A 13932-nucleotide genomic window follows, 5' to 3' on the forward strand; every position below is an offset into this window, starting at 1 on the left:
AAAGTAAGGGTTTTGTATATGGTTTCTACTTCATTAAAGTTTGGAGGGAAAATAATTGAGGAACTATCTCAAAAAATTCCCTCATCATTATTTGCGTTAAATGAGTTGGTTAAGAATTCGTATGATGCGTTCTCTCCTGATGTTAGTATTACAGTAGTACCATCGGAATTGATGATAATTATTTCTGATAATGGCAATGGCATGTCAATAGAAGAAATTAATTCGTTATTTCATATTTCAAAAAGCAGTAAGGAATATGGGCGAGAAATAAGCCAAGATGGCGTGACTAGAATTATTCAAGGTTCAAAGGGACTAGGTTTTTTATCAGCTTTTAAGTTCGGAAATACAGTGGAATGGAAAACATGTAAAAATGGCGTGCGCAGTGTATTTTCTGTACGAAAAGCAGATTTGATTAATAAAGATGATATCTCTGGTATTGTCATCCCGATTAAAACTGATTCCAGTACCGAGAAAGGAACTGAAATTAAGATATATACTGATCAGCTGGGGATGGATGAACTACTTTCTGATTTATCAGATGACAAAGTCTCGAGTAAATTAGCGGCATCTATGCTCGATGAATCATTTAATATAAAAATTAAAATTGAAGGTAAAGATAGAGTAATATCAACAAATAGATTAAAGCCATTTATTTCTGAATGTGAAAATAGTCAGCTTTTTTATGTGAAATATAATTCAGTTAGAGAGATGATTGATTTTTATCATAAGGGTGATTTAATTGAGCAAACTCCTCTATCTATAGAGCGCACTGACTATAGTATTGATGTTGAACTTATTATTTTCCTTTTTAAAAAAGGTAAAAATACTAAATCAATATCTAATCTTCATAAAAGATTACATGATGGTTCTCTTTATCCTTTAGTATATATTAATAAAAATCTTTTTAATAATGTCACGATATTCGATCCGGATTTACTTCGAAAAAGAAGCTCAGGAAGTTCTTTACCTCAAATGATTGGTCGAGTGTCAATTCGAAGCCAAAATGGAAATATTGAATTTAACTCCGACAGAACTCATTTTGTTGAAAATAGCATCACTAAAAGTTTAACTGGCAGCCTTAAAAAATTGAATGAAACTATTCAGACCCGAGGGGCAGAACTAAAAAACCAATTAAAGGTTAACTCATCTTCTTCATTAACTGGGAAAGCATTTCCAAGTGATGATGCTACAATGATAAAAAATAAACCAGCATCAATTTCTGTAGATAGAAAGAAAATAACAAAATTTTATATTCCCTCGGAACAAATTGATTTGGATGAATATATTTATGCAATAAAAGATAGTAATGGGAATGATATTGATAAAAATAATGTAATAATAAGTGTTGATGATGTTGAGTCTACTAGCAGAATATTGGAAGCTATTGAAGAACCATGTGATTTACGTGTAGTGTTTCGATATGAAGATAGTATTACTGGCCTTGTTTCAGCGGATGTTTTTCTATCGTTTGAAAAGAAAATATCTAATATATCAGGAAGTAAAGAGGATAAATCATTATTTACAATACAATCCGCGTCTGGATATACAGTTAGAACTGGAACAGTGTCATCAATTATATATGCTATAGATAAGCTATATTCGTTAAAAGAAAAAGAGGGGTTTCTTCCTCTTATTGCATGTTCAATTCGTTCGATTTTTGAAATATCGCAAGATAAGCTTTTTAGAACTCATGGTTTTCTATTCCCTAAGTTTAAAACTCAGCTTTATACACCAGAAGCTAAAAGGGAGATGCAGGATCAATTACTTGGTAATATTATACATGTAATGCTATTATTGAAAAATAATCCAAAGCTACTTACAAAAGTGGCCGAAAGATTAGATATAAGTTACAAAACATTTGTTAATTCACTGAATATTGACGACTTTAAAGCTGCTGTAAAATATTCTCATGTTGGAGCTCATCAATCCACTCGTTTCTTATCAAAGCCAAAAATAGAATCTTGTGCAGACACTTGTGGTCTATTTGCTGTAATTTGTGATGTGTTGATTCATATGAAAAAAAATGACATTAATAGTCTGGGTATAAATAAGGTTGATGTGGCAGATCTAAATAACCACTTTAGAGTTTAGATTTATTCGTCTCAGGCGGGGATATGCACTAAGATAGACTATGTTGAGTTATTAGAATAATATAGTACGCTTGGTGTATATCTTTTGTTATTGTATTGTTTTTTGTTGCTAGTGTTTTCTTGGGCGTGAGCGGATTGTATTTAATGTTTTAGCATGATTTTTTTAAAGTAATGTGAATGTCTGAGGGGATGAAGATATAATTGATTGTCTTATAATGATAGTAACTCTCTATAGCCATACCTCAATGGGGAGCAGGTCAATGTTGCCCTGGATACTGTCGATAACAGGCGCACCTGGTGCTTCGGTATCAACAATGATGGTCCTCGGATTAGACGTCTTTAGACGTGTAGCTCGTTGATTTTTCGATGATAATGGAATAATTGCATGTGCCATCGACCAATTCAGATGGTTCAAAACGCCAGCCGCCATCGACGTTGACAATAGCAGTGCCGATTTCGGTACCATTCTGTTTAATGATGATATTCCGTTACCGGAAAAACGAGTTTAGGTCTAATACGCAATTATTTTAATCGGCGGCTGGTGATTTCTGGTGTTGACTAGTCGGTTACCCTCGGGAGTCTTCGCTAGGTTCCAGCCATACTCTCTGAGTTTGTCGATAATAAACCACTGAGCTTTATCAACATCGATAAGATTAGCGTGTTCAGTCACAAATGTGGCGTAAGCACGAATCGCCGACTCTCTTTTCTTATAAAAAAAATAATTTCTCAACGGGTGCTTCTTCGCTGCACAGACGGGGACGTTCAGGCCCTGGTAGGTTTCACCCAACCAAGGCTCAAACTGATCATTGGTTAAATCGTATACCCTAGCATTAAGCTCCACCCAATAGTGATGCTCATCCTTCGTTCGGTGGCTGCCTTTTACGATGCAGATAACCGCGCCTGGGTAAAGCCAGGTAAAGAACAGCCCAAGGAATACAGATGCTCCCTGACATGCATTTTTAGGAAAACTATAAAAAAACGGGATCCCTGCTTCATCCAGTTCACTATGCGTATGGTCAAATACCAGACGCAGATCTCTGGCAAACTGAATAGCCAATTTATCCATAACGCCCTCTTACGCCTTCATTCATTATCAATGACATGGAAAATACTCATTTCAAAGCCACAAAAATAAATATCACAATCGCTATAAGTACCAACAACATTATTTTATTGTTGTTTCCATAAGACGCATTCACAATGCTTCTTTTTTTCGCAAGCGTTACATCCATCGAGGGAAATACCTCTCTGAGGTTATCCTCACTACTTTTAATTTCTTTATTACGAATTTGTTCTACCGATAATTTTAGTTGTTCCGCCCACTTAGATTGTTTAAGCATCTCTTTATCAATACTCAATTTTTTGCTCAGCGTATTTAGCATCCTTTTCACCGTTGCTTTCGGATTCAGGTATAGCGCATCAACACAGCTTTGCAGCGCACCTTCACTATCCCCCATAAATACCTGAATCTCAGCACGAGCTTTTAATGCAGACGCACCATACGATATCCCATGTAACATCGAGAAGCAGGAGGTCAGGAACCGTTCAAGCGATGCCATTGCCACAGCGCATGTCTCAGGAGTTTTGCCATGTAGCTCGAAAAAATCAGGAAGGGCATTCGTCGTTCCGTAATCTGCAATGTTCACCCGGTGCAGATAGTACCCAGACCGATCGACAATATTTCCACCATCATCAATTTGCCACGAGCCGTAATGCCCCGACTCCACCATAAGAGCGCCATGGTCCGTAAAGGCATAGCCACTAGCCCAACCCCACTCTGGAAAAACTGAATAAATTTTCTCTCCAGTGGCGGTATCAATCTTTATAAACTTCCCCGCATCCTCTGTCTTCGAATTGCAGAGCTGTACATACAGGTATTTTTCACACGGCGACAATGTATAATTAAAATTCAGCGCACCTAACTTCACCCTAACCTTCGAGCTATCACTCACAATAAAAAACGTAGTTTCCAGTTTAGGTAGTGCTTCCTTAGTCGATACCTTTATACCCATTTCCCCTCCCTGCAACTCACCAACCCACCAGCCAAATAGATTAACACTGTGTCGGTCTCTGACCTCATATTCGGAAACGATTCATTCAACGTTGATTGATAACTATCAACCTGATGATAGCCAGTAGCCTAACGTCGTAGAGAAACCTGAGCAACGTCGACGCGACAATAAATTTCCCCTGTTACTGTAAATGTTCCTGGTGGCCCGCCGGCAAACTTCTGTAGCTTCGAATGCGCATCATGAGCGCCATTTTTAATTTAGCTTGGCACATATCATCATGGGCGATGAGCGAAAATGGCTCTGGATCCCGATGCCTGAATGATGGATGATAATGAAATAAATAATATCCAGAGACTGGAGTAAGGATGACCGCCCTAGTCCCTGAACTTGTGAATGCAGCAATTGATGCTACCGTATCACCAAGCGATTTGTTACGCCGGGGACTGGTTGTTGCGCGACGCTTGGCCGTACCTGAACGAGTCGACTGGCTCAGTTGCGAGCTGAATGGTTACTACTCGGAAGAGGTTCCTGACTATCGGCACTTACAGGGACAATTAATGGTCGAAAACCCTGTTCGCGGCCCAATCCCTTTTTTTGCGCCACCAGAAATGGCTGCACTGTTGTCAGACTTCGAAGTGAGACAGTCGGTGCCTGAGTTGATTGGGCTTGCTCAGAGTACAACAGGCCTCTACTGCCACTTCCCGGCAGACCTCGAACACATACTGATGAAAATGATACGCGAGGCAAACGGCGTGACGATGCGCCCAACACTGAAATTTTCCACCATACAGGTTCAGGGCATTATCGAGAAAGTGAGGAGCCGGATTCTTGAATGGGCGCTCGATCTGGAGGGGCAGGGAGTACTCGGTGAAGGAATGACATTTACACAGCAGGAGAAACAGATTGTGCAGCCACAACATTACCACTTCAGAGATGTAAGCAGTTCCCAAATTCAGATTGGCTCGAATAGCTCAAGTCAGACCCAGACACAAACAGGTGGTGACATGGCAGCGTTGTCGGCCTTGATCGCGCTATTACATGATGCTATCAGGCAGGGAAACATCGAGACGGAAGCTCGTGAAGAATTACAGGCCGAACTGGCGACCCTGCAAGAGCAAGCGGCATCACCAAAGCCCAAATGGGCCGTCATAAAAGCTACAGCAGGGAGTATCAAAGCTGTGCTGGAAAACGCTGCTGGCGGCATCCTTGCGGCCCAGGCGCTACCATACCTGACTGCGCTTCTGTGATGCTTGTGCAAAACCACCTGAACTACCTGATTATAATTCACAGTTGAGTTCCCCTCGCCAGTTAACGGGAATGTATTAATGTGTTAACCCGTCCCCGTTTTTGCTGTCGCCAGCGGTTGACACATAGCCTGAACATGTGTTTGCAACTGGTTCAATGGCGCACTAAAAGTGCCTTTACCCGTGCGATTAACGATAATTGGAGTAATGTTCGTGACACTACAGTGATCAGTGTCCGTCACGGTCAGCCATGCATCACGGATGATCTCACTTATTGCCTGCTGGGCATTCTCAATAAGTTGTACGTTGCTTATAGCCCCCAGCGTATCGAGATTCATCAGCAACACCATTTTGCACTCTGCCATACTAACCGACTCCCATATCCATCGCAGGATAGTTGGCGGTGAACTCTGGCGCGCCTGCTGACGTTGCCACGAATATTCACCAATGCACTGCCAGACCTCGGTACGGAAGCGCGCAATCAATGTCGGCTTATCCGCCATGGTTTCACTATGTGGTAACAACGCAGTAAAGCTGAATGCTACCAGTCGAGGATAATGGTCAACAGCCTGTTGCAAAAAAGCACGTATGTTTAGCCCTTCCGCCGCATTATCAGTGGCCAGGGTGACTGGGTTATGATTCATAATGGATTGTCTTTGTTCTTTTGCGGAAAAAATTGGGGGTCATGGATTGTTGCTCTGATAACTTGCTCATCACCATTCGAAATGGTGAGTGCCAGCAACAGGGGAGTTTTTAAGAAGCGGTCGCTAAACGCCGCGGGAACCCAACGGGGCATACAGAAATCCGGCAAGCACTTGCCACGCGTAAAGCCAGCGGCAGTAATGCATAACGGATGATGCGGCCCTTCCAGGCTGACCGTGGTCATCCAGGGCTAATGTCGCAGCAGTAATTCAGTTGCCGGCTGGATTTTTCAATGCTGTAAATGCCCGTCCCACACGACACACAATATTTATCCTCGCTGTAATGACCACCGTACCAGACGCAGTACCAGGAGAGCGTTGTCACCGGCGCATCCAGTTTGTTGATGATACTGCGTAATTTTCTGTGGCGGGCCTCCGCCTTCGCTTCCGGATCCAGATGGGCACAGTTCATCAGTACTTGCCGTGCCACTGAGCGCTGGTTGTGTTCAAACCAGGCCGGGTCGCCTGAAGAACCGGCATGCAGTACCATGCGACAACCACAGGAGGCGCAACTCCATATCTGCCCCGGTGCGCTCATGGCTTCGTCAGCCGTCACAAAATGACCTTCACGGTTATTTGCCAGGTGGCATTTCAACATGCGCATGCCATCACCTCCACTGTCTGCTTTTCAGCATCAGAAAGCATATGGCTGTGCTCACCGGTGCAGCAGGTCAGACAGTAGCGTTCACCGTGGTAATCACTGCCGCAGCCGTTACAGTGCCAGTCGGCCAGGAAAACCAGTGGGTGGGCATCCGGTACATAACATTGCAGTTGCCGGATATAACGGCTCTCCTTCACACCGGGCTTAACATACGGGCAGTGCTGCTGACCGTTCTTCGTGAGACCTTCCACTGTGTGCTCAAACCACGGCCGTTCCGTGTTGTATTCAGGATGGTATTGCAGTGCACTGCCGCAGAGGTGGCAGGTATAGCGGTCGTAAGGGGCGGTCTGTGCGGTACGGGCACCGGTCAGGAGACCGTTACCGTCGAGAGCGATAAAGGATTTTGCGTACATAGTATAGTTCCTTACCGCCAGACAGCACGCAGGCGTCAGCCGTCCCGGTATGGGCAGCATAGTCAGTGAGTGAATGGCGGATTAGTTAAGTGTTATCAGAGGAAGCGAAGTAAGCCCGTGTGGACTGTCGTTACTGTTCTTTGGTTGTCACATTAAGGCGTTGTGACGTAAAAAAACTCTCAGAGACTGCGTCGTGGTCGTCCCGTCAGTGGGTGCGGTGGTACTTCGTTGCAGCCGTAGAGCGGCAGGCCATGCTTCTGCTGGATTTTGGTCATATACGCCAGTACCTGACGGATGTTGTCGATACTGTCTGGGTCGCTGTAGCGTACCGGAATGTTGATATTGGCCTCGTAATGCTCTTTAAACTCACATCGGTGATACCAGCCTTCCCGGTCAGTGATATCGCTCCAGTACAAACCGGCTTGCTGCGCCCAGGGATAGGTATTCTGAGTTTTACTACCATCCAGCCAGAATACGACATGGGCATGGTAGTGGTGATCTTCGGTCCATTCGATAACCCAGAAGAAACCGACAACGGCTTCGAGTTGCATCATACGGTTCATCAGCTTTCTGACATCCCATTCGAGTTGCCGGTGATCCTGCAAGAAAAACTTAGCGGTATGATCCTGGTAGAATAGATCGATGCGTAAAGCACGCAGGCAGGAATAGCGTTCAACCATTTTGTCTATATGGTTGTTCAGGAGGGCTCCCAGGAACCAGTCTTGTTCCCATCGTTGTTTGTTTTGCATAGGATGAATTTCTTTAGTGCTGGTGAGGGCCAGCCAGTGAATGCACCAGGCCTTCAGGAGGGGCTATGGCTGAAGGAGTTGTATGGATTAGGGAGATGGTTGTAAAAAGGGAGTGCCTATTAATTAACCTAAATTAATTTTTACTCCCCAATTACCCCCAAATCCCTTGCAGGACTATGGATAAAGCCTAACTCAGTGGTTCCGCTGTCGTTCGCCACGCAAAGCAGACATACTCGTCCATCAGACGGGTCAGCGCAGGGTTTTCAGCCTGCCGGTCATTGATCCAGATATCCATCTCTTTGTCTTTTTTGAACCTAAAGTTGTCGGTCCAGTCATCAAGGCAATTACCCAGCATCAAATCGTACCAGCACAGCCAGACCAGCTTCAGACGCAGCTCAGCTACCGCTGAACTGGCGGAACAAACTGATGAGCCTGTTTGCCAGAGGACGCTGTTTTAAACGCACGCACTCAGACAGCAGAATACCTTCCAGCATGGGATGGTGAGCCAGCAGATGTTCCTTCCTAGGTAAATAAACTGACGCTCAGGTCATCATTGACCGTCAGCGATGCTGCTGCTCTGCCATAAATAATCCGGTGCAGGTACTGGGGGACAATAGCAATAACCTCTTCCGCTCCCGGAAACCTAAGGCTGCCAACCGTCAGGGTATGATGGTGGTAGATATTCTGGTGACACATGCCCGATCTAACCGTCAGCTTCGTAAAATCAGTCAACCAGGTTTGGTAGCATTTATAGAGTTCTTCGTAACGAGGTTTATAGTCTTTCATGGTTTATATTCCTTAAGGCTTAAATCGCAGACAGCAGAAAACCGCCGAGCGAGTCGGATAGTTATTTCCTTGCCGGGGGTTAGGTCAGAGTGGTGTTATTTACGGGACTGGTTAATACGTTCCTGAAGCCAGTTTTCTACTTCGCTCTTTAACCAGCGGGAACTTCGTCCCAGTTTGACTGGTTTGGGGAAGGCACCATCTTTGATGAGCTTATAAAACCATTTATCAGTAAGCCCTGTCAGGCTAGTGATAAATACCATGTCAATGAACTGGTCTTCCGCTCCTTTGATTCTGGCTGATGACGGGTCAGGAAGGCCTCGAGATGAGTGCGGCGGATGACGAACAGAGCGTCAGGAGGCAGCGTGTCCTGCAGGTAGCAGACGGACAGATTGAGCCGGGATTTAAGGTCATTGCGACCATTACCATACAGCTGGCCAATCAGCAGATGCAACTCTTCCTGGAGGTTGTTCTGCGTGGCGAGCAGTTCCAGTAAAAGCTCTCGTAACGATTTGCGGCAACAGAGTTGGTAGTAGCTGTCGTTCTCATCGCAGACCACAATACCAATCTGATTGCAGCAGTGGGTATCATTGGGGCAAGGATGATTCAGCGTCTGCGCCAGTTGCTGGTGGAGTAGCAGGCGTTCAAGGCCGATTAAGGGCAAATTCCACAGATGGCTGGTGGTCAGTTGCAGAGTCGGGTCGCGTCTGCACGGCGGCGAGTTCGCCATCACTTTGCGGTTGCCGGGTTTGTTGCACTGCGAAGGTGGAAAAGGAGGCTTGCTGAATCGGCAGGCAAAGCGGCAAGGGGGATTGAGTGGTCTCAGAAGTACGGGTGAAGGGAAGTAGACCGAGAGCGACAGATCACCGTGCAGGGCATGGCGGATCAGGTCGGCGGGCAGCAATGTGATGTTGTGCTGCTGGATGACTTCTGCGGCCTCGTCCAGCGTCAGCCACTCCTGGCGGATTTTGTGTGGGGGCATGGGGCGTTCCTTTTTGTTTTGTTGGTTGCGTGTGTGCTTGTTGATTGTGATAACCGGTGTGAGATGTTTTTGCTAAAACAACTAACCTGATCAGTTTAGTGAATTATTTTATTATTGGGTAAGAGCCAAAAGGTATTATGGTAATATAATGATTGAGTTAAAGTGTTATGCAGGTGAAAACAATAAGGTGATTAATTCTATATCGTTAATATGCTAATTGTTATAAATGGGCATTGGTCTATTAAATATGAACCATATTCAATGCTTGCAAATTCGACTTGAATTATTTATACCTATACTCATAGCCACTAATGGAGGGTATGTGATGTTGTCATTTGATACGAAGGCCGCGTTGGAACTGATCACACACTCTGCTGGTGGTTTTAGCTATGACACTCTTGCTAGGGCATTGATTTCAGATAAAAAAGTACAACCTTCCCAACATCTTTTGGCTGATTGCCGTGAGTTTTGCGAATCCCTGGAGTCGCAGGGGATTATTCAGCGGTGTGCATCCTGTCGCGAAGTTCAGGATGTGTATTACGAATATCGTGCCCACTAGACTGAACGTCAGTGTAGGGAAACACATTTTTATTTGTTCAGGCTTGCAACCTAATCTCTCATGCTGTAGCTTTGTGCGGGGATTTCTGAGGGTATTACTGTGAGCCAAATTAATCTGATAACAACATGTACAAATGGTAAGCACAGTAACGGTTATCCGATACTGAATCTAGCAACGTGGTCAACTTCTCTTTCCTGTTCCCAAAATTTAATCCAGGCATGGTGTAAGGCTGTTGATACGTCTATTTCTACTGGACATACTTTACCGGTCGAGAAAATGTATAAAGGTGGGCATTGGGCGACGGCAATGTCTATACATCAGCTATATCAAGTTGAATTGTGGGTCCTTTCTGCTGGACTAGGACTACTAAAACGTGGCGATAAGGTTGTACCATACCAGGCAACTTTTGCGGTTGGTCATAATGACTCTATTCCATTATTCAATGAATCGTATAACGGAAAAGAATTTCATCAGAGATGGTGGTCTGAATTAAATAAACATTCACCATTTCAGGAGAAGCATCCTGTTTCGTTGACTGATCTAATGAAGACCAGACCTGATGAGTATTTTATCATTTGCGGTTCGCCTGATTATATTAGCGCAGTTGGCCCAGATGTTATTACCGGTTTGCCTTATTTAAATTCAGCAAAAAAACAGGTATTGATAATATCTTCCTCTCGAGTTAAGTCGCCATTAAACCATTATTTACTGGAAAGTAACAAGCGAATTGCTGAATGGCTAAATTGCAACATGCTGATGCTGAATATAAAAATCGCGCAGTATGTAATAGAGCAGTTTACTCGAGAAGAATATGATAATTTGGGGTTATTAGCCGATAGGTTGAATAAACAGTTCTCTTCGTTGCCAGCGGCCTGCAAGAAACAAGGCGTGCGCAGGACTCCGGAAGAGGTCGAAGCCTGGGTATTACAACATCTCAAAGAGGTGCCTGATACCAGCGCATCACGTGCTCTGCGTGTCTTTCGTGATAGCGGCAACAGTTTTGAAGAGAAGCGATTTCGTGCCTTGTTCCACACTGTGCAGTTGCGCAATCAGTAATGTCCCAACAATGATAATGTGGTAAGATCCCGCGTTTTTTGAGACCAGACAGAGGCGTCACAGGAGAGCAGGGTTGTCGAAGCTAAAATACTTTTTCCCCGATAGTCAGGATTTTATCGATCCCAGTTTCGACTTCGTTCGCGAAACGCGCAACGAGCATCGCGTTCGTCAGCGTGACGACCACTATCCACATGAGGTCTTCCCACATCCTTACGACGGTATGCTGGTATCAAAAGCAGTGGTTGACGGTCTGGGCGGTGGGGAAAGTAAATACACCCGAGCACAGCGTTTACGCTACTTCCGTAATGGGATGAAACATTTCTTTCGTCTGCCTGATAATATGCAGACGATGGGTGACTGCGGCGCATTTACTTATGTAAATCAAGACGTCCCACCATATCGCGTCGAAGAAGTTATCGAGTTCTATGAAACATCCCGCTTCAACTATGGGGTTTCGCTCGACCATATTGTTTTTGGCTATGAAAAGCCGGGCGAGGTATTCGAAGCATCATTTTTGGCTGAGTGCCGCCGCCGCCAGGATATTACCCTGACTCTGGCTCAGGAGTTCTTAGTCAAGTCACAGAAAAGTTGTTTTACGCCTTTTGGTGTGGCGCACGGTTGGAGTAAGGAGTCTTACCGACAGTCAGTTGAAGCACTGTTGGCGATGGGGTATAAGAATATCACCATGGGGGGTATGGTACCGCTGAAAACGGCGCAGATCCTTGAAACCCTCGAAGAGATTAAACCGCTTCTCAAAAGCGATACCCAAGTTCATCTGCTCGGTATTGCTCGTCCGGAGAGCTTTACGGATTTTATTCGCCTTGGTGTTACCAGTATTGACTCCACCACACCGCTTCAGCAGGCGTTTAAAGATCGCAAAAACAATTACCACACGCCAGAAGGTCGTGCCTATACAGCAGTGCGCGTGCCGCAGTTCGATGCTAACCCAAGTCTAAGTCGTAAGATAAAATCTGGAGTGATCGACCAGGATGTGGCTCGTCATCTCGAGAAAGATGCTATGCATGCGCTGTTTGAGTACGATAACAACGCTTTATCTCTGGAGAAAACGCTGGAAGCTGTGTTGGCTTATGAGCGTTTACACTCAGGAGAGAAAGAGGCAGAGAAAATCCGAGTCGATTACGAACGTACTTTGGGTGATCGCCCCTGGCGGAAGTGCCAGTGCAATATTTGTAAATCCATTGGTATCAACGTGATTATTTTCCGTGGCGCCGAGCGCAATCGCCGGCGTGGGTTCCACAATATTCAAGTACTGTACAATCGCTTACAGCACACATTGTCATTACGCTCAGAGGATAAATCATGAGTGAGTTCCGTGTCCCCGCCTTGCGTATCCGCCAAGGTGAGAAGAGACAACTTTTTAGCCTGGCTATTGAAGGCAAACAAATTAATAAAATTGCCGCCATTTCACGTATTCGACGTGGAGATGAGAACCTGGTTGGGTATCAGCGTCCGGAAGTACGTAGCCATATTAAGGAAATCCAGCGCTACATTGAAAGCTCCAATCCAATGATTCCCAATCCGGTCATTATTGCTTTTGACCAGCGTGTTCGTTTTGAACCGCTGATGGAAAACAGTGATATGGGGCATCTCGTTATTCCGTATTCTGAAGAAGCCAATTTCGAGAAACCGGGGTTTATCGTTGATGGGCAGCAACGTACCGCTGCGTTACGAGAAGCGGACATCAACTCTTTTATGATGCCGGTCTCTGCGTTTATCGCTAATGATGCAGAAGAACAACGCGAACAGTTTATGCTGGTGAATTCCACCAAACCGCTGCCGAAAACGCTGTTGTACGAACTGGCCCCGCATACGCATGGCCGCTTGCCTTCCGATCTGCAACTGCGCAAATTCCCTTCACTGCTGACACAACGTCTTAACTTTGGTGAGGGACCATTGGCTGGGCGAATTAAGACTGCGACCAACCCGGACGGAGTGATTGCTGATAACTCAATGATCAAAATGATCGACTCAAGTTTACGTGAGGGAGCATTGTATCGCTTTCGTGATCCGGCAACTGGGCTTGGCGATGAAGCCAAAATGGTCAAGTTGCTGAATAACTTCTGGTCTGCTGTAGAAACTGTGTTTACTGACGATTGGGATAAAAAGCCTCGTTACTCTCGCTTGTTACACGGTGTGGGGATTCTTGCTCTCGGTAGCCTGATGGATGAAATTGATCAGGTGCATCAGGATTACAAAGGTGAACTAGGGTGGACCGAGATCCCTTCCTATTCTCGCTTTGTTGAAGAGTTAAATCGTATCAAGCCGCTTTGCGCATGGAGCAGTGGGGTGTGGAACTTAGGCACGGATATAGATGGTCATCCGATCGTTCGTAAGTGGAACGAGGTTCAGAATTTATCGAAAGATATATCATTGGTTACAGATTATCTGGTAACCAATTATATTAAAACAGCTAATGCTGATATTTAATTTTTTAGTTAAATCTAAAGCCTCATATTGTTAAATAGAGGCTTTATTTTTTTAATGAAATTATTTCATGATGGTACTAAGAGAGAGGTAATTAAGGTTTGTTTGATTTACTTTAATTTGACGGTATTAACTGATTGATTTAAATCTCTAAGTTATGTGATCAAGATCACCTACTAATTTATGTAGTAGCCCGACCTTGCCCTCCTGCAGATTTGCTTCATTGGTCTATACGCCGTATATTCATTCTAGATTGATTCATTTTTTGCGAATTACTTTCACTTCCTGATAGTTTAA

The 13932-nt window shown here is 44.6% G+C and carries 13 protein-coding genes and 2 pseudogenes; 6 read left to right on the forward strand and 9 right to left on the reverse strand.

Annotated elements, in window-relative coordinates; all coding sequences use genetic code 11:
• Positions 1-18: 18 nt before the first annotated feature.
• Positions 19-735, forward strand: a pseudogene (locus OGX93_RS12740) (ATP-binding protein); the annotation flags it as partial.
• The gene (locus tag OGX93_RS12745; RefSeq protein ID WP_502873168.1) at positions 709-2091 is read left to right on the forward strand and encodes a hypothetical protein; all 1383 of its coding nucleotides are present in this window, start codon (positions 709-711) and stop codon (positions 2089-2091) included. The pseudogene OGX93_RS12740 and the gene OGX93_RS12745, both read left to right, overlap by 27 nt.
• A gap of 510 nt (positions 2092-2601) precedes the next feature.
• Here OGX93_RS12745 and OGX93_RS12750 read toward each other — a convergent pair.
• Both OGX93_RS12750 and OGX93_RS12755 read right to left on the reverse strand, forming a co-directional pair.
• Entirely contained in the window at positions 2602-3156 is a 555-nt protein-coding gene (locus tag OGX93_RS12750) for a hypothetical protein (protein WP_286449901.1), read from the reverse strand.
• 46 nt (positions 3157-3202) lie between these two features.
• Positions 3203-4102, reverse strand: coding sequence for a hypothetical protein (locus OGX93_RS12755; protein ID WP_286449900.1), 900 nt, complete (start codon positions 4100-4102; stop codon positions 3203-3205).
• 365 nt (positions 4103-4467) lie between these two features.
• Here OGX93_RS12755 and OGX93_RS12760 point away from each other — a divergent pair, with 365 nt between their 5' ends.
• Entirely contained in the window at positions 4468-5349 is an 882-nt protein-coding gene (locus OGX93_RS12760; RefSeq protein ID WP_286449899.1) for an AbiTii domain-containing protein, read from the forward strand.
• Positions 5350-5432: 83 nt separating this feature from the next.
• On the opposite strand, the gene OGX93_RS12765 is transcribed toward OGX93_RS12760, so the two are convergent.
• The 7 genes and pseudogenes from OGX93_RS12765 to OGX93_RS12795 form a co-directional block, all read right to left on the reverse strand.
• A complete protein-coding gene (locus OGX93_RS12765; protein ID WP_286449898.1) occupies positions 5433-5990 on the reverse strand; it encodes a UCP030791 family putative phage-derived protein in 558 nt (185 codons plus the stop codon).
• A gap of 238 nt (positions 5991-6228) precedes the next feature.
• A complete protein-coding gene (locus OGX93_RS12770) occupies positions 6229-6651 on the reverse strand; it encodes a putative zinc ribbon protein (RefSeq protein WP_286449897.1) in 423 nt (140 codons plus the stop codon).
• Positions 6639-7061 carry a putative zinc ribbon protein gene (locus OGX93_RS12775; RefSeq protein WP_286449896.1) on the reverse strand — a complete coding sequence of 141 codons (423 nt, stop codon included), beginning with the start codon at positions 7059-7061 and terminating at the stop codon, positions 6639-6641. Before OGX93_RS12775 ends, OGX93_RS12770 begins: the two co-directional genes overlap by 13 nt.
• 179 nt (positions 7062-7240) lie before the next feature.
• Positions 7241-7810 carry a YagK/YfjJ domain-containing protein gene (locus OGX93_RS12780; RefSeq protein ID WP_286449895.1) on the reverse strand — a complete coding sequence of 190 codons (570 nt, stop codon included), beginning with the start codon at positions 7808-7810 and terminating at the stop codon, positions 7241-7243.
• 187 nt (positions 7811-7997) lie between these two features.
• A pseudogene (locus tag OGX93_RS12785) lies at positions 7998-8596 on the reverse strand (hypothetical protein).
• A 95-nt stretch (positions 8597-8691) separates the two neighbouring features.
• On the reverse strand, positions 8692-8856 hold the full coding sequence (locus OGX93_RS12790) for a helix-turn-helix transcriptional regulator (RefSeq protein ID WP_200076058.1): 165 nt from the start codon (positions 8854-8856) through the stop codon (positions 8692-8694).
• Positions 8835-9575 (reverse strand): hypothetical protein, encoded by a 741-nt coding sequence (locus tag OGX93_RS12795; protein ID WP_233596916.1) that lies wholly within the window; start codon positions 9573-9575, stop codon positions 8835-8837. The genes OGX93_RS12790 and OGX93_RS12795 overlap by 22 nt, the downstream gene beginning before the upstream one ends.
• A 658-nt stretch (positions 9576-10233) precedes the next feature.
• Between OGX93_RS12795 and OGX93_RS12800 the strand changes: the two genes are divergently transcribed.
• From OGX93_RS12800 to dbpB, 3 genes are all read left to right on the forward strand, one after another.
• The gene (locus OGX93_RS12800; RefSeq protein ID WP_286449894.1) at positions 10234-11190 is read left to right on the forward strand and encodes a hypothetical protein; all 957 of its coding nucleotides are present in this window, start codon (positions 10234-10236) and stop codon (positions 11188-11190) included.
• A 73-nt stretch (positions 11191-11263) separates the two neighbouring features.
• Positions 11264-12514, forward strand: a complete 1251-nt coding sequence (gene dpdA / locus OGX93_RS12805; protein ID WP_200076057.1) for a tRNA-guanine transglycosylase DpdA — start codon at positions 11264-11266, stop codon at positions 12512-12514.
• Positions 12511-13638, forward strand: coding sequence for a DGQHR domain-containing protein DpdB (gene dbpB / locus OGX93_RS12810; protein WP_286449893.1), 1128 nt, complete (start codon positions 12511-12513; stop codon positions 13636-13638). The genes dpdA and dbpB overlap by 4 nt, the downstream gene beginning before the upstream one ends.
• Positions 13639-13932 lie beyond the last annotated feature (294 nt).

The organism is Citrobacter sp. CK195 (assembly GCF_030333365.1).
In the GTDB taxonomy this organism is placed as follows: Bacteria; Pseudomonadota; Gammaproteobacteria; order Enterobacterales; family Enterobacteriaceae; genus Citrobacter_B; species Citrobacter_B koseri.

What these genes read in the sequence shown, in the direction of transcription:
- OGX93_RS12745 (WP_502873168.1), top strand. Translation starts at nt 709, where the DNA reads ATGATTGATTTTTATCATAAGGGTGATTTAATTGAGCAAACTCCTCTA.
- OGX93_RS12770 (WP_286449897.1), bottom strand. Translation starts at nt 6,651, where the DNA reads ATGCGCATGTTGAAATGCCACCTGGCAAATAACCGTGAAGGTCATTTT.
- OGX93_RS12775 (WP_286449896.1), bottom strand. Translation starts at nt 7,061, where the DNA reads ATGTACGCAAAATCCTTTATCGCTCTCGACGGTAACGGTCTCCTGACC.
- OGX93_RS12760 (WP_286449899.1), top strand. Translation starts at nt 4,468, where the DNA reads ATGACCGCCCTAGTCCCTGAACTTGTGAATGCAGCAATTGATGCTACC.
- OGX93_RS12790 (WP_200076058.1), bottom strand. Translation starts at nt 8,856, where the DNA reads ATGGTATTTATCACTAGCCTGACAGGGCTTACTGATAAATGGTTTTAT.
- OGX93_RS12780 (WP_286449895.1), bottom strand. Translation starts at nt 7,810, where the DNA reads ATGCAAAACAAACAACGATGGGAACAAGACTGGTTCCTGGGAGCCCTC.
- OGX93_RS12765 (WP_286449898.1), bottom strand. Translation starts at nt 5,990, where the DNA reads ATGAATCATAACCCAGTCACCCTGGCCACTGATAATGCGGCGGAAGGG.
- OGX93_RS12755 (WP_286449900.1), bottom strand. Translation starts at nt 4,102, where the DNA reads ATGGGTATAAAGGTATCGACTAAGGAAGCACTACCTAAACTGGAAACT.
- OGX93_RS12750 (WP_286449901.1), bottom strand. Translation starts at nt 3,156, where the DNA reads ATGGATAAATTGGCTATTCAGTTTGCCAGAGATCTGCGTCTGGTATTT.
- OGX93_RS12795 (WP_233596916.1), bottom strand. Translation starts at nt 9,575, where the DNA reads ATGCCCCCACACAAAATCCGCCAGGAGTGGCTGACGCTGGACGAGGCC.
- dbpB (WP_286449893.1), top strand. Translation starts at nt 12,511, where the DNA reads ATGAGTGAGTTCCGTGTCCCCGCCTTGCGTATCCGCCAAGGTGAGAAG.